The sequence below is a fragment of the Pedobacter mendelii genome, from assembly GCF_014635725.1.
GTDB lineage: Bacteria > Bacteroidota > Bacteroidia > Sphingobacteriales > Sphingobacteriaceae > Pedobacter > Pedobacter mendelii.
This window is the reverse complement of the sequence record NZ_BMDJ01000003.1, coordinates 302578-329165: the sequence shown is the minus strand read 5'-3', so window position 1 is coordinate 329165 and position 26588 is coordinate 302578. Positions and strand designations below refer to the sequence as shown.

General features: G+C 35.1%; 26 protein-coding genes. 17 read left to right on the top strand and 9 right to left on the bottom strand.

All coding sequences use genetic code 11. From position 1 onward, the window contains the following. Nucleotides 1–68: 68 nt before the first annotated feature. Entirely contained in the window at nt 69–1859 is a 1791-nt protein-coding gene (locus IEV50_RS07485) for an ABC transporter ATP-binding protein (RefSeq protein ID WP_188412617.1), read from the bottom strand. Nucleotides 1860–1967: 108 nt separating this feature from the next. Between IEV50_RS07485 and IEV50_RS07480 the strand changes: the two genes are divergently transcribed. The 8 genes from IEV50_RS07480 to IEV50_RS07445 all read left to right on the top strand — a co-directional run bounded on the left by IEV50_RS07480 (nt 1968) and on the right by IEV50_RS07445 (nt 7794). Next, nucleotides 1968–3056, top strand: a complete 1089-nt coding sequence (locus IEV50_RS07480; RefSeq protein WP_188412616.1) for a Glu/Leu/Phe/Val family dehydrogenase — start codon at nt 1968–1970, stop codon at nt 3054–3056. A gap of 45 nt (nt 3057–3101) precedes the next feature. After that, a complete protein-coding gene (gene nusB, locus IEV50_RS07475) occupies nt 3102–4052 on the top strand; it encodes a transcription antitermination factor NusB (RefSeq protein ID WP_188412615.1) in 951 nt (316 codons plus the stop codon). 1 nt (nt 4053) lies between these two features. Then, nucleotides 4054–4509: a DUF1573 domain-containing protein gene (locus IEV50_RS07470; RefSeq protein ID WP_188412614.1), complete on the top strand. Its 456-nt coding sequence runs from the start codon at nt 4054–4056 to the stop codon at nt 4507–4509. A gap of 32 nt (nt 4510–4541) precedes the next feature. Beyond that, the gene (gene yajC / locus IEV50_RS07465) at nt 4542–4859 is read left to right on the top strand and encodes a preprotein translocase subunit YajC (RefSeq protein ID WP_188412613.1); all 318 of its coding nucleotides are present in this window, start codon (nt 4542–4544) and stop codon (nt 4857–4859) included. 125 nt (nt 4860–4984) lie between these two features. Further along, nucleotides 4985–5932 (top strand): CdaR family protein, encoded by a 948-nt coding sequence (locus tag IEV50_RS07460; RefSeq protein WP_229746668.1) that lies wholly within the window; start codon nt 4985–4987, stop codon nt 5930–5932. Further along, nucleotides 5932–6540, top strand: coding sequence for a dephospho-CoA kinase (gene coaE / locus IEV50_RS07455; RefSeq protein ID WP_188412612.1), 609 nt, complete (start codon nt 5932–5934; stop codon nt 6538–6540). Before IEV50_RS07460 ends, coaE begins: the two co-directional genes overlap by 1 nt. 94 nt (nt 6541–6634) lie before the next feature. Then, complete coding sequence (locus IEV50_RS07450) at nt 6635–7576, top strand: exonuclease (RefSeq protein ID WP_188412611.1); 942 nt, start codon at nt 6635–6637, stop codon at nt 7574–7576. A gap of 74 nt (nt 7577–7650) precedes the next feature. Continuing rightward, nucleotides 7651–7794: a C1orf53 family protein gene (locus tag IEV50_RS07445; RefSeq protein ID WP_188412610.1), complete on the top strand. Its 144-nt coding sequence runs from the start codon at nt 7651–7653 to the stop codon at nt 7792–7794. Between the two features lie 28 nt (nt 7795–7822). On the opposite strand, the gene IEV50_RS07440 is transcribed toward IEV50_RS07445, so the two are convergent. From IEV50_RS07440 to IEV50_RS07425, 4 genes are all read right to left on the bottom strand, one after another. Continuing rightward, nucleotides 7823–8461 (bottom strand): Uma2 family endonuclease, encoded by a 639-nt coding sequence (locus IEV50_RS07440; RefSeq protein ID WP_188412609.1) that lies wholly within the window; start codon nt 8459–8461, stop codon nt 7823–7825. Between the two features lie 101 nt (nt 8462–8562). After that, nucleotides 8563–9285, bottom strand: a complete 723-nt coding sequence (locus IEV50_RS07435) for a ZIP family metal transporter (RefSeq protein ID WP_188412608.1) — start codon at nt 9283–9285, stop codon at nt 8563–8565. Continuing rightward, nucleotides 9285–9848, bottom strand: coding sequence for a phosphatase PAP2 family protein (locus IEV50_RS07430; protein WP_188412607.1), 564 nt, complete (start codon nt 9846–9848; stop codon nt 9285–9287). Before IEV50_RS07430 ends, IEV50_RS07435 begins: the two co-directional genes overlap by 1 nt. Beyond that, a complete protein-coding gene (locus tag IEV50_RS07425; protein ID WP_188412606.1) occupies nt 9845–10576 on the bottom strand; it encodes a class I SAM-dependent methyltransferase in 732 nt (243 codons plus the stop codon). Before IEV50_RS07425 ends, IEV50_RS07430 begins: the two co-directional genes overlap by 4 nt. Before the next feature lie 666 nt (nt 10577–11242). Between IEV50_RS07425 and glmM the strand changes: the two genes are divergently transcribed. The 6 genes from glmM (at nt 11243) to IEV50_RS07395 (ending at nt 18479) form a co-directional block, all read left to right on the top strand. Continuing rightward, nucleotides 11243–12631 (top strand): phosphoglucosamine mutase, encoded by a 1389-nt coding sequence (gene glmM / locus IEV50_RS07420; RefSeq protein WP_188412605.1) that lies wholly within the window; start codon nt 11243–11245, stop codon nt 12629–12631. A 3-nt stretch (nt 12632–12634) separates the two neighbouring features. After that, nucleotides 12635–13783, top strand: a complete 1149-nt coding sequence (locus tag IEV50_RS07415; RefSeq protein ID WP_188412604.1) for a cysteine desulfurase family protein — start codon at nt 12635–12637, stop codon at nt 13781–13783. A 901-nt stretch (nt 13784–14684) separates the two neighbouring features. After that, the gene (locus tag IEV50_RS07410; RefSeq protein WP_188412603.1) at nt 14685–14888 is read left to right on the top strand and encodes a hypothetical protein; all 204 of its coding nucleotides are present in this window, start codon (nt 14685–14687) and stop codon (nt 14886–14888) included. A gap of 83 nt (nt 14889–14971) precedes the next feature. After that, nucleotides 14972–15871 carry an MBL fold metallo-hydrolase gene (locus IEV50_RS07405; RefSeq protein WP_188412602.1) on the top strand — a complete coding sequence of 300 codons (900 nt, stop codon included), beginning with the start codon at nt 14972–14974 and terminating at the stop codon, nt 15869–15871. A 185-nt stretch (nt 15872–16056) separates the two neighbouring features. Beyond that, on the top strand, nt 16057–17385 hold the full coding sequence (locus IEV50_RS07400; protein WP_188412601.1) for a cytochrome ubiquinol oxidase subunit I: 1329 nt from the start codon (nt 16057–16059) through the stop codon (nt 17383–17385). Between the two features lie 89 nt (nt 17386–17474). Continuing rightward, entirely contained in the window at nt 17475–18479 is a 1005-nt protein-coding gene (locus tag IEV50_RS07395) for a cytochrome d ubiquinol oxidase subunit II (RefSeq protein ID WP_188412600.1), read from the top strand. A gap of 285 nt (nt 18480–18764) precedes the next feature. Here the strand turns inward: IEV50_RS07395 and IEV50_RS07390 are convergent, their stop codons facing one another. Both IEV50_RS07390 and accD read right to left on the bottom strand, forming a co-directional pair. Then, on the bottom strand, nt 18765–20312 hold the full coding sequence (locus tag IEV50_RS07390) for a M20/M25/M40 family metallo-hydrolase (protein ID WP_188412599.1): 1548 nt from the start codon (nt 20310–20312) through the stop codon (nt 18765–18767). Nucleotides 20313–20865: 553 nt separating this feature from the next. Then, entirely contained in the window at nt 20866–21711 is an 846-nt protein-coding gene (gene accD / locus IEV50_RS07385; RefSeq protein WP_188412598.1) for an acetyl-CoA carboxylase, carboxyltransferase subunit beta, read from the bottom strand. 206 nt (nt 21712–21917) lie between these two features. Between accD and fbaA the strand changes: the two genes are divergently transcribed. From fbaA to IEV50_RS07370, 3 genes are all read left to right on the top strand, one after another. Next, nucleotides 21918–22997 carry a class II fructose-bisphosphate aldolase gene (gene fbaA / locus IEV50_RS07380; RefSeq protein WP_188412597.1) on the top strand — a complete coding sequence of 360 codons (1080 nt, stop codon included), beginning with the start codon at nt 21918–21920 and terminating at the stop codon, nt 22995–22997. Between the two features lie 123 nt (nt 22998–23120). Beyond that, nucleotides 23121–23603 carry a low affinity iron permease family protein gene (locus IEV50_RS07375; RefSeq protein ID WP_188412596.1) on the top strand — a complete coding sequence of 161 codons (483 nt, stop codon included), beginning with the start codon at nt 23121–23123 and terminating at the stop codon, nt 23601–23603. Then, a complete protein-coding gene (locus IEV50_RS07370; RefSeq protein WP_188412595.1) occupies nt 23603–24025 on the top strand; it encodes a GNAT family N-acetyltransferase in 423 nt (140 codons plus the stop codon). The genes IEV50_RS07375 and IEV50_RS07370 overlap by 1 nt, the downstream gene beginning before the upstream one ends. A gap of 148 nt (nt 24026–24173) precedes the next feature. On the opposite strand, the gene IEV50_RS07365 is transcribed toward IEV50_RS07370, so the two are convergent. Beyond that, complete coding sequence (locus IEV50_RS07365; protein WP_188412594.1) at nt 24174–25034, bottom strand: hydroxymethylglutaryl-CoA lyase; 861 nt, start codon at nt 25032–25034, stop codon at nt 24174–24176. 95 nt (nt 25035–25129) lie between these two features. Beyond that, nucleotides 25130–26446: an NAD(P)/FAD-dependent oxidoreductase gene (locus IEV50_RS07360; RefSeq protein WP_188412593.1), complete on the bottom strand. Its 1317-nt coding sequence runs from the start codon at nt 26444–26446 to the stop codon at nt 25130–25132. Between the last annotated feature and the right edge of the window lie 142 nt (nt 26447–26588).

The following is a 26588-nucleotide window of genomic DNA, read 5'->3' as shown; positions in this document are numbered from 1 at the left end:
GATGTTGGTTTTTGGTTTCGGTAAATATAAAGCAAATATTTAAAGTTCAAAATAGAATTTAACACAAATTAACTACTTCTGCTTTCTTCTTCTAAAAGTTGGTTATTGTAAAGTTCGGTATAACTGCCATTTAAACTAAGCAATTCATTATGTGTGCCTTGCTCAATGATTTTACCTTCATCTAATACTAAAATTTTATCTGCATTTTTAATGGTGGAAATTCTGTGCGCAATTAAAATGCTGGTTTTACCATTCATAATTTTGCCTAAATTTTGTAGAATTTCTTCCTCAGTTTTAGTATCAACAGCAGATAAACAATCATCAAATATTAAAATTTTAGGGACTTTAATTAATGCTCTTGCAATTGATACACGTTGTTTTTGACCACCGGAAAGGGTTATTCCGCGTTCTCCAAGCATGGTTTCGAACTTTTCTTCAAAATCAATAATGTTATGGTAAACCGAAGCATTTTTTGCAGCATCGTAAACTTCATCATCCGTAACAGTATCTAAGCCGAAAGCAATATTGTTTTTAATGGTATCAGAAAAAAGGAAAACTTCCTGAGGAACGAAACCAATCTGCGTACGGTAATTTTTTAGGTTTAATGACTTTAAATCTTGCCCGTCAATATTGATTGAACCCTTTTCTACATCATACATGCGCATAATTAAGTTGGCCAAAGTAGATTTTCCAGAACCAGTTTTGCCAATTATTGCTACAAACTCGCCATTATTGATTTTAAAACTTACATTTTTTAATGCTTGTATGCCCGTATCAGGATAAGTAAAGCTTACATTATTGAAGCTAATGTTTCCTTTTAATATTTTTTCTTCTTTGTTTATTGATTGAATATCTGAGGGAATATCCAAAAATTCGTTTATCCGCTTTTGCGAAGCTGCTGCCCGCTGAATTAAAGAGGTAACCCAGCCGAGCATTGTTACGGGAAAAGTTAACTGGTTTATGTAAATGATAAATTCTGCAATATTTCCAGCTGTGATGCTTCCATTCATAACCTGAATGCCACCAATATAGATGGTTAGAATAGTACTTAAGCCAATTAAAAGTAGCATTGTTGGGTAAAACAAGGCAGAAACTTTAACTAAACTCATCGAATCTTTTTTATATTCATTGCTTTGTGCTTCGAACATATTTCTGGTGTAATCTTCACGTACATAAGATTTAATAATTCTGATTCCAGAAAAACGTTCTTGTACAAAACTCGATAGGTCTGATAAGCGTTCCTGAATTTTTCCGCTTTTCTTAAAAATTAATGTATTTACATAATATATGATGATAACCAGAAACGGTAATGGCAAAAGGCAATAAATAGCCAGTTTAGCGTTTACATCAAACATCGACCAAATAATTAGTACCGATAATACGAAGGTATTTATGGTGTACATAATTGCAGGACCAACATACATTCTAACACGGTTTACATCTTCAGTTGCCCGATTCATTAAATCGCCTGTATTATTTCTGCGATAAAAACCTAAACTTAATTTTTGATAATGTTGATAGATATCATTCTTCATATCAAACTCAATATGCCTCGACATTAGAATAATTGTTTGGCGCATAAAAAATAAAAAAAGCCCTCTTAATATATAAAGTATAATAACCAAAAGGCCAAAGTATAAAAGGATGTTGCTAAAAATATCATAAATAACCTGTTGGCGATTAAAGCCATTAAACAACTTATATATTTGAATATTTTCTGTAATTAAATCGAAGGCATAACCAATAACCTGAGCAGGTACAACACCGAAAATATTAGAAATTACAACGAAAATACTTCCGGGAATAATCCACCATTTATATTTAAGAAAGTATTTATTTAAGCGACTCAGGTGTTTCATACTTCACAAACTTAGCCAATGCGCAACAAATTTTGTTATAGTTTAGTTAAAATCATGTAATAATGGTTTTTTATTTTAATTTTGCAGCAGGTTAGCCGAACGTTCATTATGCCAGCAAATTCTTCGTCAGATTCTTCCATTTTAGAGCAATTAAGTGCTTACGGGCATAAAAAGTTGGTTTTCTGTAATGATGCCGACTCGGGTTTAAAAGCAATTATTGCCATTCATGATACTACATTGGGGCCAGCCTTAGGCGGAACACGTATGTGGAGTTACGCTACCGAAGGGGAAGCTTTAGAAGATGCCTTACGTTTATCAAGAGGAATGACCTACAAATCTGCTATAACAGGATTAAATTTAGGTGGTGGAAAAGGGGTAATCATTGGCGATTCGAGAAAAGATAAAACAGAGAGTTTAATGAGAAGCTATGGTAGGTTTATTAATAACCTTAATGGCGAATTCATTACTGCTGAAGAGATGGGGACAAATACCCGCGATATGGAATACATACGCATGGAAACCAATCATGTTACAGGCGTTCCAGAATCGATAGGTGGTGCAGGAAATCCCGCACCTTTTACTGCTCAAGGTGTATATTTAGGTATTAAAGCAAGTGTTAAAGAAGTTTTTGGTACGGATATGCTTGCAGGTAGAACAATCGTTGTACAAGGTATTGGAAACGTAGGTGAGCATTTGGTTGCTTTGCTTAGAAAAGAAAATGCAGAAGTTTTAATCAGTGATATTAACCAGGAACAATTAACTTACGTAGCCCGCAAATACAAAGCAAAACCAATAGAAGCTGATAAAATTTTCGGAATAGATGCCGATATTTATGCGCCATGCGCAATGGGTGCTACGGTAAATAACAAAACCATTGAGCGCATGAAATTTGCAATTATCGCAGGTTCGGCAAATAATCAGTTAAAAGATGAAGTTTTAGATAGTGAGTTGCTAATGAAAAAAGGAATTCTTTTTGCTCCTGATTATTTAATTAATGCTGGCGGATTAATCTCTTGCTATTCTGAATTAACTGGTTTTGGTAAAAAGCGTACTGTTCAGTTAACAGAAAATATTTACGAAGCAACAAGAAACGTTATCAAATTAAGTAAAACTGAGAAAATACCAACAAATATAGCAGCAAATCGTATTGCTGAAAAGCGTATTGCAGACATAAAAAAAATTAAATCAACATATTAAACATTTTATTAATCGGTTATATAAACCACACTCGTTCTTACATTCATGTTAAACAGAAGGCACTTAAGAATTAAAGCTTTGCAAAATATTTTTGCTTGGCACATGGCAGACAAAAAAGACATTAAAGGTGAACTTAAAACTTTAATGCAGAGTATTGATAGTGTGTACGAAATGTACATCTGGATGCTTTCTTTAATGGTGGAAGTTACTGAGTTTACTGCTAATGATGCTGCAGAACGTGCCAACAAGCACATAAAAACTGCAGAAGACATCAATCCGAACATGAAATTACTGCATAATAAATTTAGTGTTTTAATGCAGCAAAATCCTGAATATGTTTCTTGTATTAAAAAGTATAAGGTAGATTGGGGTTTCGATCCGGAAATCCGTAAAACAGTTTACAACTCGTTAAAAGCTTCAAAAGAATATGCAGAATACCTTGCAGATTCTAATGAAAGTTTAGAATCATCAAAAGATATTATCAAATACATTTTTAGAAAAATCATCTTAAAAAATCAGTCAATTATTCAGGTTTTTGAAGAGAAATTTATCAATTGGCAAGTTGATCATGAAGTGATGAAAGGTATGGTTGCCAAAACACTCAAAAACTTTACATCAGATGATCCTTTTAAAAATAAGCTTACTGAAATAAGTGCTGATTGGGTAGAGGATAGTAAATTTGTTCAGGACTTATTCGTATATACTTTGCAAAATGATGTAAAATATCAGGAAATGATTGCCGAAAGAACTAAAAATTGGGAATCAGAACGTATCGCATTAATGGATACTATTTTGATGAAAATGGCAATTTGCGAATTACTTAATTTCCCTTCAATTCCGGTAAAAGTAACCATTAACGAGTACCTGGAGTTATCAAAAGATTACAGTACACCGAAAAGTAATTCATTTATAAACGGTATTTTAGACAAAATTTTAGGCGATTTAAAGAAAACTAATACCATAAAAAAGATTGGTCGCGGATTAATTGAAGAATAAAATGAAAAGAATATTCATCCTGGCTATAGCTGCATTATCTTTTGCAGCTTGTCGTAATGCAAACACAAATTCTCCTGAAACTTCAAAAGTTTCTGTTGGAAACGACACCTCCAATGTTTCAAAAATTGCGCCTGCTGATGCAGCTGTTATTTCTTTCGAGCGTGATATCTATGATTTCGAAAAAATTGAGCAGGGTGAAAAGGTTCAGCATGAATTTAAATTTAAAAATTCAGGTAAAAGTCCTTTAATTATTTCTAATGCAACTGCAACTTGTGGATGTACAATTCCTGAAACACCAAAAGAACCAATATTGCCCGGAAAAGAAGGTGTAATAAAAGTAGTATTCAACAGCGAAGGTAAAATGGGTATGCAAGATAAAGTCGTAACAGTTACTTCAAATGCAAACCCAAATGTAAGTACGGTTCATTTGGTTGGAGAAGTACTTGCCAAAAAATAAATTAAAAAATAAATAATACAAATAAATAAGAAATGACATCAACAGTAATATTACAAGCAGCAGGTGGTGGTATGTTAGGTACAATTGTACCCATGGTACTAATTATGGTAGTTTTCTACTTCTTTATGATTCGCCCGCAGGTTAAAAAAGCAAAAGACCATAAAAAATTAGTTGCTGAACTTGGTATTGGCGATAAAATTGTAACAACAGCGGGTATTCATGGCAAAATTGTTGGTGCAAATGATACAACATTTTTAATTGAAACAGAAGGAGGCGGTAAAATCAGATTTGATAAATCTGCAATTTCTTTAGATGCGACAAAGGCCTCAACTACTCCAGCGAAAGTATAATTTAATCAGCAAAAATATAATGTGCAGTCTCGAATGTTTTCGAGACTGTTTTTGTTTTACTACATTTGATTTAATTGAATTTTGGATTAAACTATCCTTTTCCAAATAAAACATGGAATTTATTTATGCCATTTGTTAAACTAACTATAATAGAGAGAAGACGTGTGTTTAGCCTTTTAGCATGTTTGCTATTGGCTATAGCTGCGTGGCTTTTTATGGCTTTAAATAATAAATATGTTTACACTGCTAAAACTGTTCTCATCTATAAAAACTTCCCTCAAAAACGTGCTTTTCACCCATTACAATCTGATACTGTAGATTTACAAGTTGAGGGAACAGGTTGGCAATTACTTTTTGCACGGTTAAGAATTAATCCCCAATCTATAGCTGTAAGTTTAAATCAATTAAATACAAGAGAGTTTATTGTATTTTCAGATCAGTTATACAACATTAACAAACAATTAGAAACCTCTCAAAAAGTAATATCTGTAAAACCCGATACCTTGTATTTTGATTTTACCAAGCGTACCGTTAAAAAGGTACCTGTAAGCTTAATGCAAAATGTAGATTTTATAAAGCAATATGGTATTGCAAGTGAAATAAAGGTGAACCCCAAATTTGTAACGGTTACTGGCCCGATTGAAGAGCTTAAAAAAATTGAAACATGGGCCACTGATACACTAAAATTAAGTAAAGTGCAGAGTAGCACAACTGTTAGGGTAAATATGCAACATAGTACGCATAAAAACGTAAGCATATTTCCATCAACTGTTGAGGTAAAATTACCCGTAGATGAATTCACAGAAAAAACAGTTGAAGTTCCTTTAAAAATTACCAATAACAGAAATTACAATAGCATAAAGCTTTACCCTAAAAAGATTAAGGTTACTTTTTTAGTTGCGTTAAGTTATTTTGAGCAGGTTGATCAAAGTTTTATTACAGCAACAGTTGATGTGGATGAATGGTCCGTTTTGCATCATAATCAATTTACTGTGAAACTTACAGAGTTTCCTGATTATTGCAAGTTGATAAATATCAGTCCATCTAAAGTAGATTTTATAGTAGAAAAATAATGTATAAAGTTGGTATAACAGGAGGGATTGGTAGTGGTAAAACGACTGTTTGTAAGGTTTTTGAAGTTTTGGGCATTCCTGTTTTTTATGCAGATATCGAAGCTAAAAATATAATGGTTAAAGATTTACTACTTATCGAAGGTGTAAAATCGACTTTTGGTAAAGAAAGCTATTTTGAAAATGGAAAACTGAATAATAAATACATAGCTGGCATTGTATTTAATAACGAAGCCGAACTTGCAAAGCTAAATGCATTAGTACATCCTGCAGTTTTTAGAGCTTTTGACACTTGGGAAACGCAGATTAATTCGAACACTCCTTATATATTAAAGGAAGCAGCATTGCTTTTCGAAAGCGGTTCTTACAAAATGTGTAATACGTCTATTTTGGTTACTGCTCCTTTAAATACCAAACTTAAGCGAGTAATGCAAAGAGATAATGTTGCTGCAGAACAGGTGAAAGCTATAATGGATAAGCAAATGAGCGATCAAGATAAATCAAAGATGGCCAATTATTTTATAAACAATGATGAAGAACATTCTGTGATTGAGCAAGTTTTGGCTTTGCATAAACAGTTTTTGGAAGTGGCAGCTAATTTGCAGATTTAAGAATAATCTTAAATACTTCATTAAATTATTTTATATCAAATATGCTTAACAAACTAAAATCTTGTCATATCCTTAACTTCCACAAATCCTGGTCATGATTTTAGACGATTTTATTACCATCACACCAACGGGATTATATTGCGTTTATGGCAATTTTTATTTAGACCCACAACAGCCTGTGCAAGAAGCAGTGGTTTCTCATGCGCATGGCGACCATGCCATTGGCGGGAGTCAGAATGTATATTGTACTGCCGCTACTGAAACATTTATGAAACATCGTTACCGTAAGTTTGCCGCGGTTGATTTTCATGTAAAGAAATACCAAGAAACTTTTAAGATTAAAGATGTAGCCATCACTTTTTATTCTGCAGGACATATTTTAGGTTCAGCGCAGGTTTTAATGGAATATCAGGATGTAAAATATCTTTATACGGGCGATTACAAAATTGAACCCGATGCCACTTGCGAGCCTTTTGAGTTTATTCAAGCCGATGTTTTAATTACGGAAAGCACTTTTGCCAATCCTGAAACTAAACATCCATCGCCAATTGATGAGATTAAAAAACTGAATGAAACCAATGCGAATATCATGCTTGGCTCTTATGCATTAGGTAAAAGCCAGCGGATTATTCAGTTATTGAACGAGCATTGCCCTGCAAAAAATGTGATGGTCCACCATAGCATTATGCCTTTCGTAAAAATCTATGAAGATTACGGAATGAAAATCGGCAATTACAAAATGTACGATAGAAAAGTGATGAAGAATAATCATGAGTATCAGGTTTATATTGTACCGCCGATGGTTTTTCATAGCTACCACAAGGCAATAAATGTGGTTAGGGCTTTCGCTTCTGGCTGGAAAAACTTGCAGCAACAGAATGGCATTTCCCTATATATTTCAGACCACGCAGATTGGGAAGCGATTTTAGAAACCATTGAAAAAGTGAAGCCAAAACAGGTTTGGACTTTGCATGGAGATGGAACACAATTAAAAGAATATTTTAAGGATAAATTAGAAGTTAAAATACTAAACTAAGGAACGGGATTTTTCAAGATTATGATGATTTCAAACATTCACTCATTCAAAATTCACTCATTCACTCATTAATTATGAAAGAGGGCGAAGACTTTTATTTTAATGAAGATGGATTGATGGTTTTTACAGAAGCCTATCACTTAAAGCGAGGTTATTGCTGCAAAAACAAGTGTAAACATTGTCCTTGGGGCTATGGAAAGATGAAAGAGAAGAAGTAAATCAGTTGGTAGTCTTCAATTTTCAGTTCTAACTTTTAGAGAAACGCACATGATTGTAAATATCGCTTAATGCCAATTCAAATCCTATTGAAACAAAGTTTAAAGCATCATCAGTTTCTTTGTATTCGATAAGCTCCCAGTTTTGTTTTCCATTGAGATAAAAAGCCTCAACAGAAATAGATTCAGAATCAATTAGTATGTATTCTTTGAGTGTTGGGATATCTCGGTAAAGCTTAAATTTTCCACCTCTATCGTAATTTTTAGTAGATGGAGATAGAATTTCGATAATTACTGTTGGCTCTAAATTGGTGTCTTTATCCTCATTAGGATGCTTAATTTCATTACAATATACAGAAATATCGGGATAGGTAAAGAGTGTGTTTTCTGGTATATTCATTCTCATATCGCTACCAAAAGGAATGCATTTAGAACTGCCAAGCTTAGAAGAGAGAAAACCGAATACACTGGAGAAAATAAGATTATGATTAAAACCAGCACCAGACATTGATTTTACTCCGTTACTTTCATCCCGATGTAATGGAAATATCTCACCCTGAAAATATTCATGTTTTTCTTGTGAGGTCTTTTCCATCTCCAGGTATTCCGCAACAGTAAAATGCCTTTTTTTGTATTCTACATTTGGCTCATTTACAATTTCTTCCATCATCTAATTTAATGAAAATTATCAGTTTTCTGTTCTTAATTTATAGGTGCCGAAGAACTAAGTGTGCCAAAGGCATCCTTTTGGGAAAAACTACAAACTATAAATTAATGCGCATGCCCCGCAAAGAACCCAATCAGTGCAACACCAATCCCCAATAATACAGCTATCATTTTGCGAGTATTAATTTTATGGTCGGCGCTAGATTCGAATAAAATAGTGGTAGAAATATGTAAGAAAATACCAATCACAATCCCCATTATTTTATTAAAATACGCATCGATGCCACCAATTGTTCCATTACTTAAGCCAATGCTTACATAAAAGCCTAAAGGAGCCATAATAGCAAAAATTAGTAAATAAATTATAATGCTTCCTTTTTTGAAATGATTTTGCATTAAAATGCTGGCTAATGCAAAAGCAGCAGGGATATGATGCAATGAAATCCCAAATATAAGTTCGTTATGCTGGTCTTTAGCAAGTGGCATACCCTCTAAAAAAGCATGTAAACAAAGACTAATCATTATACCAAAAGGGAAAACATTGTCGCCGTGGTGTTTGTGGATGTGTCCATGTTCTACACCTTCAGAAAATTGCTCTAAAAATATTTGCAATAAGAAACCAATTAGAATAAAAATTCCAATTTGTCCTTTATCTGGTCCGCTGTATGCATCAGGAATTAAATGTAAAACGGTTATGGCGAAAAGATAAGCTCCACTAAAAGATAATATTAGTTTCAGCAGTTTAGATTTATCGCTTTTAACCAAAAATATGGCGGCGCCGCCCAAAAAAGCGCAGAAAAAAAGTACAGCAAATTTCCAAGCTTCCATTAAAAATCAGGTTGAATTTTTTTAAATATTTTTGAACAGACAAAACCGATTATTATTCCAAGTAATGCTCCAGCAGTAACATCGACAGGATAATGAACACCGACGTAAACCTGCGCAAAGCTAATAATTACTGCCCAGAATATTCCGATTGGTAAAATTGGTTTCCAGCGACGGTAGAAAATACAAATCAAAAATACGGCAATGGCAAAATGATTGGTGGCGTGCGCTGAGGGGAAACTTAAGCCGCTGCCACAAGGAACCCGATGAATAATTTCATTTGCCAAGCTCAAATCGTTACACGGTCTGATTCTATTTACAAATGGTTTTACTAATCTCGACGCAATTAAATCGCCCATTGCGAAAGTGAAAAGTACCATTCCAATAATATAGTACCCCTGTTTTTTATATTGTTTAATGCAAAAAACAATAATAAAAAGGTAAAGTGGCGACCAGAAAAATCGGTTTCTCATTAAAGGCATTAACCAATCCAAAAAGCCGTTCGAAAGTCCGCGGTTGATTTTCAAAAACAGTTCAACATCAAATTGTTGTATGCTTTCTATCATGCTTTTTTGCAAATTAGAATTAAACGATCGGAGTTCGATTCATCAAAACCATCAAGAGAATAGCTGCCAAATGCTTTTTCGATTGTCATGCCAGCTTTTGTTAACATTCGTTCAAAATCCTCAAAACTAAAAGCCTGAACACGTTCTTCAAAATTGTAAACCTTTTGCTTATCCTCAAAATTTATCTTCTTTATTATCTTGCCTTCGACAACATTTTTTGTGATGTTAAATATAATTCCGTCGAGCGATTTCGTCTCACAAGAATTTAAATTTCGAAGGATTTTTTCGGTATTGAAATAATCGATAACCAAAATTCCATTGACTGATAAGCACTTTCTAAAGGTTTTTAAAGCATTTACATGATCTTTTTCAGTATCAAAGTAACCAAAACTAGTAAATAAATTTAGCGCAATATCGAAGTAATTGATGTAAAACAATCTCCGCATATCATGAACTAAAAAATGTAATTTTTCATTTTCAAATTGCTTTGCGTATTTTATACTTTGCTCAGATAGGTCAATTCCGGTTACATCAAAGCCTTTTTTATTTAAATAAATTGAATGCCTTCCTTTGCCGCAGGCAATATCAAGCATTTTAGAATCAGACTTTGGATTAATAAATTTGGTGATGTTGTCGATGAAAAATTCGGCTTCAGCGTCGTTTCGTTGTTGGTAAAGAATATGATAATAGGGCGAATTAAACCAATACTGAAACCACTTACGCTGCATAAAAAAAGCCTTTTGTTTTCGAATTTGCAAACTTAGATAAATTTGGGTTAAACAGAGTATATTAATTTCATGGCTAAGCAATTTTATGATTGTTAGTTCAATAATTTGTCATGCTAAACATAAGCTAATCTTCAACTTATCTATAATAAAGTTTGATGACTAATGTCTTATTTTGGAAATCAGCATTCAGTTTTTAATTGGGGAGTATAGCGAATAATATGTTTAATGAAAAAGCATCGTATTCAATCTCACGTCATTCCCATGCATACGGGAATCTTAATGCGCCAGCATTCTGCTTTAAGATTCCCAACTAAATTGGGAATGACGAACGCCAAAAGAGAGAGACAAAAGTCGCGGCAGTAGTTTTCGTTTTGCCTCACAATCCTAATTTCTTTAAACCCGACTTAGTGAAAAACCCGCAAGGCGAGGAACGAGACGAGGATTTGAAACGAGGGCGGGACTGCTATAACCGAAGCATCACTACAATTGCTTTTCAAAAAATAAAAAAATCAGTCACACGTTTGACTAAAACCAGCAACCGAATTTCTATTAAATACATCGTATAAATAGATATAAAAACAATGTAAATTAACAAGCCAAGCCTGCTTAAAATAGCTGCTATCTTGTTTTTTTTCTTATTTTTGAGCTTCAAATAAAATACACGAAGTGACTTTAATAAAATCGATTTCAGGAATACGAGGAACCATTGGCGGACAAGCTGGAAACGGCTTAACACCGATAGATATAGTGAAATTTACAGCTGCTTTTGGTAGCTGGGTAGTACAAAAAACAGGAAACAAAAGAATCGTTTTAGGTCGTGATGCACGTATTTCGGGCGAAATGGTTAACAATTTGGTTCTCGGAACCTTGCAAGGTTTGGGTATCGAAGTGATCGATTTAGGCTTATCGACCACGCCAACTGTAGAAGTTGCGGTGCCAGGTGAGCAAGCTGGTGGCGGTATTATTTTAACCGCAAGTCACAACCCAAAACAATGGAATGCCTTGAAATTATTAAATCATGATGGTGAATTTATTAGCGATTTAGATGGTAAAGAAGTTTTAGATTTGGCAGAAAGCGCAAGTTTCGAATTTGCTGAAGTAGATAAATTAGGTAAGGTGATTAAAAATGATACTTATCTGCAAAAACACATAGATAAAGTTTTGGCGTTGCCTTTGGTTGATGTTGAAGCAATTAAAAAAGCCGATTTTAAAGTTGTTATAGATTGCGTAAATTCTACCGGAGGAATTTTTATTCCTGCTTTGTTAAGGGCTTTGGGCGTAACCAGAGTTACCGAATTGTATTGCGAACCAAACGGACAGTTTCCGCATAACCCTGAACCGCTTCCTGAAAATTTAACTGAAATTTCGAAAGAAGTACAAAAACAAAATGCCGATTTAGGTATCGTAGTTGACCCAGATGTTGACCGTTTATGTTTCGTAAACGAAGACGGAAGGATGTTTGGCGAAGAATATACCTTGGTTGCAGTTGCAGATTACGTATTGAAAAATACTCCAGGAAATACGGTTTCAAACCTTTCTTCAACACGTGCTTTACGCGATGTTACTGAGAAAGCAGGTTCAGAATATAACGCATCGGCAGTTGGAGAAGTGAATGTGGTTAATAAAATGAAAGAAACCGATGCAATTATTGGCGGCGAGGGAAATGGTGGAATTATCTATCCTGAATCGCATTATGGCAGAGATGCTTTAGTTGGAATTGCTTTATTTTTAACACATTTGGCTAAATTTGGTAAATCTATCTCTTTATTAAGAAGCAGTTATCCTCAATACCATATTTCCAAAAATAAAATTACCCTTACGCCAGAAATGGATATCGATAATTTGTTAAAACAAGTAGAAGAAAAATATAAAAATCAGCCTTATAGCACAATTGATGGTTTAAAAATCGAGTTTGATAAAACATGGGTTCATTTACGTCGTTCTAATACAGAACCGATTATCCGTATTTATAGTGAGGCCGAAAATGAAACGGTTGCCGAAAGTTTGGCCAACAAAATCATTTCTGATATTAAAGAAATCCTTAAATTAAACTAACACATGAAGAGAGTTTATTTAGATAATGCAGCTACAACGCCTTTAGATAAGGAAGTAATTGCAGAAATGACAAACGTGATGGAGAACTATTTTGGTAATCCATCGGCTATTCATGCGCTTGGAAGAGAAGTAAGGACTTTAGTAGAAAAGGCACGTAAAACGGTTGCAAATCTTTTGGGTGCATCACCATCCGAAATATTTTTCACTTCGGGCGGTACCGAAGCAGATAATACAGCGATTCGTTGCGGTATATCAGCTTATGGCATTAAACATGCAATTACTTCAAAAATCGAGCATCACGCTGTAGAACAGACTTTAAATATCATGCTTAAAAACGGCGAGATTGATAAGTTGAGTTTTGTAAAAGTCGATGAAAAAGGCAATGTAGATTACGCACATTTAGAAGAATTGCTTCAAAATAATGAACGTACTTTCGTGTCTCTAATGCATGCAAATAACGAATTAGGCACATTAACTGATATGGCTAAAGTTGGCGATATCTGCGAAAAATATAATGCAATTTATCACGCAGATACCGTTCAAACAATGGGGCACTACACACATAATGTTCGCGATTTAAAAGCACATTTTATTGTTTGCGCTGCACATAAACTTCATGGTCCGAAAGGTGTTGGTTTCTTATACGTAAATAGTAATATCAAAATTCCACCAATGATTTATGGTGGCGCACAAGAACGCAATATGCGTGGCGGAACAGAGAATGTTTACGGTATTGTTGGTTTGGCAAAAGCTTTAGAAATTGCCTATACGGAAATGGAACAACACCAAAATCACATCCAAGGCTTAAAAGATTATTTAAAAGAGCAACTAATTGCAGAAATTTCGGGTATTGCCTTTAATGGTGAAACCGATGCAGATAAAAGCCTTTATACCGTATTAAACGTTTCTTTTCCTGAAATGGACATGGCCGATATGTTATTATTCAATTTAGATATTAATGGAATTTGCGCATCCGGCGGTAGTGCCTGTTCTTCTGGTTCTAACATCGGTTCGCACGTTTTAAATGGTATAAACGCCGATCCAAATCGTCCCTCTGTTCGTTTTTCTTTCAGTAAATTTACTACAAAAGAAGAATTAGATTATGTAATCGAAAAAGTTAAAATGGTGGTTAAGCAAAATGCTTTAGCCTAAAAATATCAATAACCAAATAGGAACAGTCTCGGAGCAATTCGAGACTTTTTTTATGCCGATTTTTTTTGAAAGCAATTGTAGTGCAATTGTTAAAGTTAGTCCTGCTTTCTGTTCCAACAAAAGCAGAAAAAGCTTTTGGTTTCCACGTCAATCAGGTTTGGGTTACAAAGGTTTGTGGTGCTTGGGAAAGAAAATAAATTTTTAAATCCGTCTGCTGAAGCAAGACGGCAATGAATTTAATGGCTTCAGTTTTAAATTAGTTGCACTTCATTACCTCCGACTTTATTTGGCTAGTTGCATTTCATCGCCGTTGACTTAAGTCAACTGAAGATTTATCATTTGCAAATCTCAAAACAAAAACTTATATTTAAATAAGATAAAGGCACTCCAAAACTGCCAATAACATTTAGTTCCTCAACGAAACCTTATCAAAAATCCCTTGGTATAAGGTTAAACAAATTTTAAAAACAGCTTTCTTTAATTCTCGGTAGTAGAATCAATACATATTCTTTTTAAAATTTAATCAACCCACAAAAGCAACCAAGCTTTTATAAAACTTATTGTTATGGAAAATCAGGAAACCAATCCACAATCAACAAATCTTGAGAATGGAAAATCGCTATCAGAAAGAAAGCACATTTACAAATTCATTTTGCTGCCGTTTTCGTTTGAATCTTCAAATCACTTTAACAAGGTTCATAAAAGGAAATTTAATTCATTTGGTTGCATACATGAATTAAGAAAATTGTCTGGCTCAATGTTATAATTTTAAATCAAAAGCAAAATAAAAATCTTTTCTACGAAAGGAAAGAAACCGTTATGTTTAAACTCATTCCTAAAACAACTAACAAAAACAATATTATTTTTCGCTTGTTCTTCTAATATATCAAATTGAAAAACAATGGAAAATAATAAAGAAAAAGGTAAAGTTGTTGAGAATGACTTGCTAAACAAATCAGCAGAAGATATTAAAGACGATAGGAAACTTGATGAAAACAAATCATCAAAAGTAGGCACCAATTTATTCAATAAAGATAAAGGCCGCAAGAATAATTCTTTCGGACCAGGTCATGAGCCAGGTACAACACCAGGTTCTGGAATATAAATTTGTAATGAAATAATTTATAACCAAAAATTATTAAATTTAAGCCACAGCAAGATGCTGTGGCTTTTAAGTTAAATACGAAAATGGAAAGAAGAAATTTTATCAAAAATTCTGCATTGGCTATGGCTATGCTTTCGATTTATAAAACAGATGTTTTTGCACAGCAAGAATTATTCAGAGCGTACAATTTCAAACCATTAAGAAATAACGTTGGTATTTTTACCGAGCAAGGTGGAACTATTGGTTGGCTCAATTCATCAAATGGATTTGTTGCTATTGATTCCCAATTCCCTACATCAGCGCCTCATGTTATAGAAGAATTGAAAAAACTTGGCGAGAAACCTTTCAAATATTTAATCAATACTCACCATCACGGCGATCATACCGCAGGGAATATTGCATTTAAAGGTTTGGCAGAGAAAGTAGTAGCACATCAAAACTCACTTGTAAATCAGAAAAAGGCTGCTGAAAAAGCAAATAATTTAGATAAACAATTATTGCCCGACACAACATTCGGCACAGGTTGGAAAGCGCCTGTCGGCGATGAAAAAATTAGTGCTTACTATTATGGTTCTGGTCATACAAATGGAGATGCAGTTTATCACTTCGAAAATGCTAATATCGTTCACGTAGGCGATTTAGTATTCAATCGTAGGTTTCCGTATATTGATAGAGAAAATGGTGCACATATTGGCAATTGGATTACTGCATTGGATAAAATCCAGAAGCAATTTGATAAAGATACACTGTTTATTTGGGGACATAGTTTAGACCCAGAAAAAGTGACAGGAACGAAGGCAGATGTAAAAGCTTATCAGGATTATTTAAAAAATTTGATGGCTTTTGTAGGTGGAGAAATCAAAGCTGGAAAATCGAAAGAAGATATTTTGAAGGCAACATCAATACCAAAAGCACCAGAATGGCAAGGCGATGGTATTCAGAGAAGTTTGAGTGCTGCCTATGATGAATTGAAAGGTGCTTAATTTTTAGCTACAGATTCGCAGATTGATACTGACATAATCTGCGAATCTAATTGTCCCATTAACCCAAAACTTTCTTCAATTTATAAACATTCTATATTTAAAATAAATCTAAACAACCACTCTAAAACCGCTATATCCTAAGCCTTATCTGCTATATTTGTGTTACACAAAATCCAATATCAGATATGGATGATTTTTTAGCAGCACGATCCCAAATGGCCTTATCCTTAGGCTTTCATATCATTTTCTCTTGTATAGGTATGGTTATGCCATTCTTTATGGCTGTTTCGCATTATAAATGGTTAAAAACGAACGATGAAGTTTATAAAAACCTAACAAAGGCCTGGAGTAAAGGTGTAGCTATTTTTTTTGCTACAGGTGCTGTTTCCGGTACAATGTTATCCTTTGAATTAGGATTGCTTTGGCCTAAATTTATGGAACATGCAGGTCCGATTTTTGGGATGCCATTTTCGTTGGAAGGAACGGCCTTTTTTATCGAGGCAATTGCTCTGGGATTTTTCCTTTATGGTTGGAATAAATTGAATAAGTGGTTTCACTGGTTCACAGGGATGGTTGTTGGAGTAAGCGGATTAGCCTCAGGGATTTTGGTAGTTGCCGCAAATGCATGGATGAATAGCCCTGCTGGCTTCGATTTTGTAAACGGACAATACTTAAATGTCGACCCGATTCAAGCCATGTTTAATAAGGCATGGTTCTCTCAGGCATTACACATGTGTCTGGCTGCATTTACTGCCACAGGCTTTGCAGTAGCAGGTGTACATGCGCTAATGATATTGAGAAATCAGAACAAGGAATTTCATCTGAAAGCATTTAAAATAGCTGCAGTATTCGCTTGTATTGGAGCATTGCTACAACCTTTGAGTGGCGATATTTCTGCAAAAGATGTAGCTAAAAGGCAACCTGCGAAACTTGCTGCTATGGAAGCGCTTTATAAAACTGAAAAGCCTGCATCACTTTTAATTGGCGGGATTGTAAACGAAAAAGATAAAACCGTAAAAGGTGCAATTAAAATTCCAAGAGCACTTAGTTTTCTTGCCCATGGCGATTTCGAAGCTGAAGTAAAGGGATTAGATAAAATTCCCGAAGATGAACACCCTCCAGTAGCTATTACGCATTATGCATTCCAGATTATGGTTGGAATAGGAACATTATTGGCTTTAATTTCACTAATATATTTTGTCAATCTAATCAGAAAGAAACCACTTGTGGAGAAACGCTGGTTGCTTAAATTGTTTGTGTTAGCTATTCCGCTTGGCTACCTTGCCTTAGAAGCTGGTTGGGTAGTTACCGAAGTTGGCCGTCAACCCTGGATAATATATGGCGTTATGCGTACCAAAGATGCTGTGACACCAATGCCTGGCATTGCATATTCCTTTTATATTTTCTCGGCAATTTACTTTTCGCTGAGCATTGTAGTTACATTCTTGCTGTATCGACAAATAAAAATGGTTCCTGTGCTGTACAATGATAAATCGATTGTTAAAACGAATTAACCACAGATGAAAAGAATAACCACAGATAAACAATTTTTAAAAGATACACTAAGCCAAATCCGTGTTAACATGTGGCAACAAGATAACTTATGGAATACGTTGTAATTACTTTTTTATGTTTGGGTATTTTGCTTTATTTCCTATTGGGCGGGGCAGATTTTGGAGCTGGAATTATTGAGTTATTTACATCTGCAAACAATCGAAGTAAAACCCGTAAAACCATGTATCAAGCTATCGGACCAGTGTGGGAAGCGAATCACATGTGGCTTATCATCGCCATTGTAATTCTTTTTGTCGGGTTTCCGCGTATTTATACCACCATGTCCGTTTACCTTCATATCCCGCTTTTAATTATGCTTATTGGTATCATTGCTCGCGGTACTGCATTTGTATTTCGGCATTACGATGCAATAAAAGATGATATGCATTGGCTTTATAATCGTATTTTCAGGTACTCCAGTTTTATCACACCACTGTTCTTAGGCATTATTGCCGGCAGTTTAATTTCAGGTCATATCGATACGAACGCTAAAGATTTTTCTTCTGCATACATTTATAGTTGGTTAAATTGGTTTTCGGTATCGGTAGGGCTATTTACGGTTGCACTTTGTGGTTTTCTTGCAGCCATTTATTTAATCGGCGAAACTACAGAAGCTTATGATAAACGTCGGTTTATTAAGAAGGCCGAATACATGAATATCGCTGCAGTAGTTTTCGGAGCTATGGTTTTTATCGCTGCACAATTAGATAATATACCATTAACAGATTGGGTTTTCAAAAACCCGGTAGGACTTTCTGCCATCGTCTTAGCAAGTTTATCGCTTATTTTACTTTGGTACTTGTTGATAAAAGGAAAAACACAAGTGCTTAGAATTCTTGCCGGTTTCCAAGTTACCATGATTTTGCTTGCAATAAGTTATGCCCACTTTCCAAACTTTATTCGCCTAAAAAATGGAAATGCAATTTCACTTTTTGAAGCCATCGGACCCGAGAAAACAATTTATAGTTTAGGTCTGGCCTTGCTTTTGGGTAGTGTTTTAATTTTACCTTTTTTAGGATATTTATTTTATAAATTCCAGAAGAAAGAGGAATAGTTTTACAGTATTGTCAGTCTGAGGCTGTAGAAGACCGTTATATTACTATCCCGATTCGCTAAAATTACTTGAAAAGCAAATGCAGTAATCCTTTGGTTCTGATAGTCCCGCTATCGTTTCAATCTTTTTGTTCAAGTCATGCTAAGCTTGTTGGAGCACTGCAACAAAAAGTATTTTCACTTTATCGGGTTTATCGAGCATAAGTCTGTACAGGGAAATTAATAGCATAAAAATGGAGCATCCGTTTCCAAATGCTCCGTTTAAAAAAGTGTCTAGATGAATTATCTATAATCCACCTTTTCTATTCGATTTTGTTTGAACTGGCCATTCTGTAGGCTTGCCTGTTCGAGGATTTACAGGTAAATCTGTTGCTTTCTCTGTTGACGTTTTTTCGGGGTCTTCGCAAGCCATATAAACCATAATCGCAGCTAAAATCACATTGCTTCTTATCTCATCAAAAACTAATTTATCATAGCTGTCGCGGTTGGTGTGCCATGTATAAGTTCCATAATCCCAGCTTGTAGAACTTAATGAATAACCCAAAGCTCCAGCCGCTACAAACGATGCAAAATCAGAACCTCCTGCACCCGGCATACCAGGGAAACTCGTTTTAATTTGGTTTTTGATCGTATCAGGAACTGCTGCTAACCAACGAGTGATGTAATCTTTTGATTTTGCAAATCCTTGTCCGCCGATATTAACCACTCTACCTGTTCCATTATCCTGATTAAATAAAGCCTGAAGATTGCTTACAATTTCCGGATGGTCTTCAACAAAAGCTCTTGAGCCATTCAAGCCTTGTTCTTCGCTACCCCAATGGCCAACTAAAATAGTACGTTTTGGATTAGGATAGAATTTTTTTAAAATTCGCATGGTTTCCATCATCAAAATAGTACCCGAGCCATTGTCTGTTGCGCCGCTTGCTGCATCCCACGAATCGAAGTGAGCGGATAACATCACATATTCTTTTGGTTTTTGCTTTCCCTTTATTTCGGCAACAGTGTTAAAAGTTGGTACGACACCTAATTCTTTAGATTCTGATTCGATTTTTAACATTGGTTTGTTACCGCTTGTGGCTAAACGATAAACTAAACCATAATCTTCTACCGATAAATCTACAGTTGGGATTTTTGTTGTATTTGCACCGAAAACTTTATCTACACCAAAACCTTGAGACCAATTATTGATAATGATACCTGCTGCACCAGCGTTCTCAATTGCTAAGGCTAAATTTTTAGCATTTAGGCCTGTTTTGGCAATACCTGTTGCCCAAGCTTTTGCAGCATCTGCTTTCTCTTTCTTGTATTTGTCGAACAAATCTTTAGTAGCAAATTCTTCCCAGTTTTTTTCTGGTCGGCCAGAAATTTGATTCATTGAAATTAGAACTAACTTTCCTTTAACGTTTGGTAACCATTTTTGAAAAGAAATGGAATCGGTAATTGCAGGCAAAACAATTGCTTCAGCGTTTACAGCCTTACCGTTAGTTGATGGACTCCAGGCTAGTTGTGTACCTTCTAAGGTTCTTAATCTTGGGCTAACCAAATCAATATGGGTAACGCCTCTTTCCCAACCACGCCATTCGCCCCATTTTTCATTTTTCGCAGAGATTCCCCAATCGCTGTATTTTTTAACTGCCCAATCGTTTGCTTGTTTCATTTGCGGTGAGCCAACCAATCGCGGACCAACAACATCAAGAAGTTCGTGAGCTAATTTTTCTAATTGTGAGTTTTCGTTAACCTCTTTAACGATATTATCGATTACTTTTTTGTCTTGCGCAAAAATAAAAGATGAGGTAAATAGAAGTAAAGTTGGAAATAGTAATTTTTTATTCATTTCAGTTTGCTTAATTGATAAGCTAATTTAAGGAATAAGGTGATGGGAGTGGTGATGTTAATGGAAATGTTGCAGATTAGTATTTTTTTAACACCGCTGGAATGGCGCTTTCTTTTTTCCTTGTAAAAAAAAGGCGTTTCTGCGAGCTTATCTTCTGCCAGATTCGTTTATGAAAGTTTGTGGTGTTGTGAAAGTTTGTTTAAAACATCCGCCATAAAAACACAGCTTATATTTCCGCGACTTCTGTGTTTCCGTGGCAAATCTTAGGAAAGCGTATTAGCACTGTAGTTTTTCGGTGTTTGAATTCCCCTCTTGAGGGGTGCCCGAAGGGCGGGGTGTTTTTTTACTGCCTTTCCCCAAGAATTACAAAACCTTAGTAATTTAAACAAGATTGCTGTGGAAAGCCCGCAATCCCGATTTTTCATTGGGAGCGGACTTGAAACAAAAAGCAGGACTGAATTAACCGAAGTTCTTCAAGCCCTGCTTTTTCATATTATATTTTAAATATTAATTAGTCGATTTGCGCAAATGAACCAATGACTAATGAACCAATCTAGTTATTCATCATCTTAATAAAAGCGCTTAGTTTGGCTTTCATAGCTCTTCTGTCAACAATAAAATCAAGGAAACCATGTTCTAAAACGAATTCTGATGTTTGAAAACCTTTAGGCAAATCTTTTTTGATGGTTTCTTTAATCACTCGCGGCCCGGCAAAGCCGATTAAGGCACCTGGTTCTGCAATGTTTATATCGCCAAGCATAGCATAAGATGCGGTAACACCGCCAGTTGTAGGGTCTGTTAATAAAGAAATATATGGAATTTTAGCCTGGCTCAATAAAGCTAGTTTTGCCGATGTTTTAGCCATTTGCATTAGTGAAAATGCAGCTTCCATCATGCGTGCACCGCCAGATTTTGAGATCATCAGAAACGGAATTTTGTGCTTTATGCTATAGTCAATTGAACGTGCAATTTTCTCTCCAACTACCGAACCCATTGAACCGCCAATGAAAGCGAAATCCATACAGGCAATAACTAAGTCCTGACCTTCAATTTTACCAACTCCGGCCCGTATTGCATCTTTTAAGCCAGTTTTTGCCTGGCTTTCTATAATTCTTTCGGTGTAAGGTTTGTTATCGTTAAATTTTAAAGGGTCGCCAGATGTTAAATTAGCGAAAAGCTCCTTGAATTCGTTGTTATCAAACAAGACTTCGAAATATTCTTTTGAACCAACTCTAAGGTGATAATCGCAGTAATGACAAACGTATTTGTTTTCCTGAAGTTCTGCCTGATGTAGCGGCTTTTTACAATTTGGACATTTATTCCACAAGCCGTCTGGTGCTTCTTTTTTCTCTTCTGTTGTGGTAATGATACCTTTATTCTCTCTCTTAAACCAAGCCATATAATTTTTTAAAGAATTGGATTGCAAAGAAACGAAAAAAATATTTAAGTCAAGTATTTCTATTTAGTGTAAAAAGTACACGATGGATAATGTGTTTTTTACACTAAATAGCCTTTATTTGATTGTTAGGCAAATAATTCTGTTGTTACAAAAGCTTAAAATGTTATTTTTTTTTATAACTTCGGACTTAATAAAATTAACAAGAAATGAGTTTAAAAGGCTACAAAGGCGTAATTTACGGGGATGCCGTTCAAGAATTGTTTGAGCAGGCTAAAAAACATCAGTTTGCTTTACCAGCAGTAAACGTAACCGGTACAAATACGGTTAATGCGGTATTGGAAACTGCTAAGGCAGTAAATTCGCCTGTTATGATTCAATTATCTAATGGTGGTGCGCAGTTTTATGCTGGTAAAACTTTAGATAATGAGAAATTACAAGCATGCATTTTAGGTGCTGTATCGGCGGCTAAGCATGTACATTTATTGGCAGAGCATTATGGTGTTGCCGTGGTTTTACACACAGACCATGCGGCAAAAAAATTATTGCCTTGGATTGATGGCCTTTTAGAGCATGGTGAAAAATTCTTTGCTGAAACCGGAAAACCTTTGTTTTCTTCACACATGTTAGATTTATCGGAAGAACCGATTGAAGAAAACATGGAAATTTCTGCTAAATATTTAGCCCGAATGGCTAAAATGAATATGACTATCGAAATCGAGCTTGGTGTTACAGGTGGCGAAGAAGATGGCGTAGATAATAGTGATGTTGATAGCTCGAAATTATACACTCAGCCGAGTGAAGTGGCTTATGCTTATGAAGAATTGAGCAAGGTTTCTCCTCGTTTTACAGTTGCCGCAGCATTTGGTAACGTTCATGGTGTTTACAAACCAGGTAATGTTAAGTTACAGCCAGTAATTTTGAAAAATTCTCAAGATTTTGTAAAAGAGAAATTTGGATTAACTGCTGAAAAACCAATTAACTTCGTTTTTCATGGTGGTTCAGGCTCATCCCAAGAAGAAATTAGAGAGGCGATTTCTTATGGCGCTATCAAAATGAATATTGATACTGATATGCAATGGGCATTTTGGGAAGGTATTTTAGAATACTATAAAAAGAACGAAGCATATCTTCAAGGCCAAATCGGTAATCCTGATGGGGACGATAAGCCAAATAAAAAATATTATGACCCTCGCGTATGGTTGCGTAAAGGGGAAGAAACTTTTGTTAAACGCTTAACGAGTGCTTTCGAAGATTTGAATTGTATTAATGCAAACGATAAGTTATAATATTTACTGATTTTTAGTTAGGATTTAGAATTCAGTCATTCAAAAATCAATCTTTCAATGAAGCGCCATAGGTTTTAAAACTTATGGCGCTTTTATTTGCTATATTTAAACAAACAATTTGTGATGATAAAATCTAGATCTGATACAAAAAAAAATAATTTTTTTGAAAAGTTCGCTAATTCAGCAACTAAATTTACTGGTAGCTCGATGGCGTTTATAATCGCTGCAGCAATCATTATTGTTTGGGGAATTACCGGGCCATTATTTAGTTATTCTGAAACCTGGCAATTGGTTATTAATACAGGTACCACAATTATTACTTTTTTAATGGTTTTTTTGATTCAGAAGGCTCAAAATAAAGATGGAAAAGCTATTCAGTTAAAGCTTAATGAGTTAATTGCAGCTCAACAGGGTGCAAGTAACCGAATGGTAGATATTGAGGATTTGAGCGAAGATGAATTAGACCAGTTACATAAATTTTACGTTACGATCGCTACACTTGCCAAAAAAGAGGCCGATATTCATTGTTCGCATTCTATTGATGTAGCAAAAGATTTAAATGAAATGAAATTAAAAACGAATAAACACTTTAAACACCGTAAATAATGAGTCTGCTAGTTCAAAAAGTTAATCATCCCGAAGATTTAGATAAGGTATTTGCTATACGTAAAATTGTATTTGTAGATGAGCAGAACTGTCCACCGGAGTTAGAATGGGAGCATGAAGAGGAATCAGTTCACTTCTTAGCTACACAGAATGGACAACCGTGTGGAGCTTGTCGCTGGCGTAGAACGGATGCAGGCTATAAGCTCGAACGTTTTGCAGTAATGAAGGATTTTAGAGGCCAAGGTGTTGGTAGGGCGCTAATTGCTGAAGCACTTTCTGATTTGCCTGAAGGTGCACACTATATATATTTAAATTCTCAATTAGATGCAATGAGTTTGTACGCTAAATTTGGTTTTGTAGCGGAGGGAGAACAGTTTGAAGAAGCTGGTATTCAACATTTTAAAATGGTTAAGAAGGTATAAATTCAACATATCGCCATTGCGAGGTACGAAGCAATCTTAAAGCGTTCGCTAGTTAAATAGGTTCGTATAAAATTAATTCCCACCCATCGTTGTAGGATTGCTTCGTACCTCGCAATGACCAGTATTTTAAACACAAAGAGTAAATGCCTTAACCAAATATCTTCGCCGATAAGCGCATTGCTTCATTCCATTTCTCCATATTAAGTTCTACGGTTTCGCATCTGCTATTTAGGTAAGCAATTACATCTTCAGTAGCAATGTTGCCTGTTAAATCATCAGCAGCCATTGGACAACCTCCAAAACCCTTTAAGGCAGAATCGATTCGTTTTACTCCTGAATTGTAAGCTGCCTCAATTTTCTCGAAACGTTCAGTAGGAGTGGAGTGTAAATGAATTCCTATTTCAGTGTTGCTAAACCTCGAAATCAACTTAGGCAAAATGTGTTCAATTTTCTTAGGAGTAGAAACGCCAACGGTATCGGCTAAGGAAATAATCTCAACGCCTTTACTCACTAAAATATCTGCCCATTTTTCTACAATTTCGTAGTTCCACACATCACCATAAGGATTTCCAAAACCCATGGAAAGGTAAATAACTACTTTTTTATTGTTTTTATCGCACAATAGGAGCATTTTCTCAACCGTAGTTAAAGATTGTTCTATGCTAGAATTGGTATTTCGCTGCTGAAACGTTTCTGAAATAGAAAATGGAAAACCTAGATATCTTACATGTTCATGCTTTAAAGCGTCTTCTATGCCTCTTAAATTAGCCACAATTGCTAAAAGTTTTGTAGATATATCAGTTAAATCCAAATTTGCTAAAACTTCAATCGTATCAGCCATTTGCGGAATGGCTTTAGGTGAAACAAAACTTCCAAAATCAAGCGTATCGAAGCCAACCTGCAATAACAAATTTAAATATTCTGATTTTAATTTAGCTGGAACAAAATCATGAAGACCTTGCATAGCATCACGAGGACACTCAACTAATTTAAATTTATTTTGGCTCATCTTGATTACATTTTAACCGCAAAGTGCGCAAAGTTTTTCGCAAAGAAAAAATAAAAGCAATTATGTGGTCCTCAATTTGCCCTAATAAACAACGACTAACGAACTTCATTTACCTCTTCTCGATAATCTACACTTCTATCTTTTGCAAAGGTTCTGATAATTAATCTTGTTCCTCTGTCATAACTGAAATAACTCCAAAGCCAGTTGATGAAAACGATGATTTTATTTCTGAAACCAACCAAAGTCATAAGGTGAACAAACATCCAGGTAAACCAGGCAAAAACTCCTTGAAAACGAATTTTGCCAATATCAACAACTGCTTTATTTCTACCAACGGTTGCCATAGAACCTTTATCGAAATATTTAAATTTTTCGAGCGGTTTGTTTTCGCTTATGTTGATTAAATTTTTTGCCAGATGATGTCCTTGTTGTATGGCGGCAGGTGCAACCCCAGGGTGGCCATTTGGTGTTTCATCATCAATTATTGCAGCGACATCGCCAATTGCATATACATTTCGGTAGCCAACCACTAAAGTTTGGGTATCTGTTTTTAGTCTTCCACCTCGAACAACCTCTGCATCATCCAAGCCTGGTAAAACTTCTCCTTTAACACCAGCACTCCAGATTACTGTAGAGCTTAAAATTGGTGCTTTATCTTGTAATGAAAGTGTTTGCCCATCATAACCTAAAACTCTAGTCTCATTCATAACCTGAACACCCATTTTTATCAAAAAATCTTTTGCTTTCTGCTGAGCCTGTGGCGACATTGGGCCTAAAAGTTCTGGGGAATTCTCAATTAAGAAGATATTAACTTTACTTAAATCCATTTCTGGATAGTCGTTCGGAATAACATGTTTTTTAAGCTCTGCAATGGCGCCAGAGGTTTCAACTCCTGTTGGACCACCACCAACAACAACGAAGTTTAATAAGGCACTCTTTTTATCTGAATCAGTTTCAATTAAAGATTTTTCGAAATTTTGTAAAATCAAGCTTCTTAAATCTAAAGCCTCAGGAATAGATTTCATTGGCATTGAGTTCGCCTCAATTTCTTTATTCCCGAAGAAGTTACTCGTAGAACCCGTCGCAATAACCAAATAATCGTAGCCAATATTGCCAATATCGGTAATTAAATAGTTTTCTGCTGCGTTAACTTCCTTAACTTGTGTTACCCTAAAAATTAGGTTTTCTTGACCTTTAAAGATTTTTCTAAGCGGGAAAGCTATTGAGTCTGCCTCTAAACCTCCTGTTGCAACTTGGTAAAGTAATGGCTGAAAAGTATGATAATTATGCTTGTCTAACATAACCACCTGAAAAGGTTTGTTTTTTAATCTTTTTGCTAATTCAATTCCACCAAATCCACCACCAACTATAACTACTCTTGGGAATTCACTTTTAGGAAGTTTTAAATCCATTTTCTATTGATTTATCTGTTGCTAATGTAACAAAAAGATAGCCAAAAGGTTTAAAATTTGACATTCAGTAGTAATCATTCCCTTATATAACTTTGGTATGACGATGGAGCTTTATGGAAGTTTTTAGTATAGGTTTAAGTGC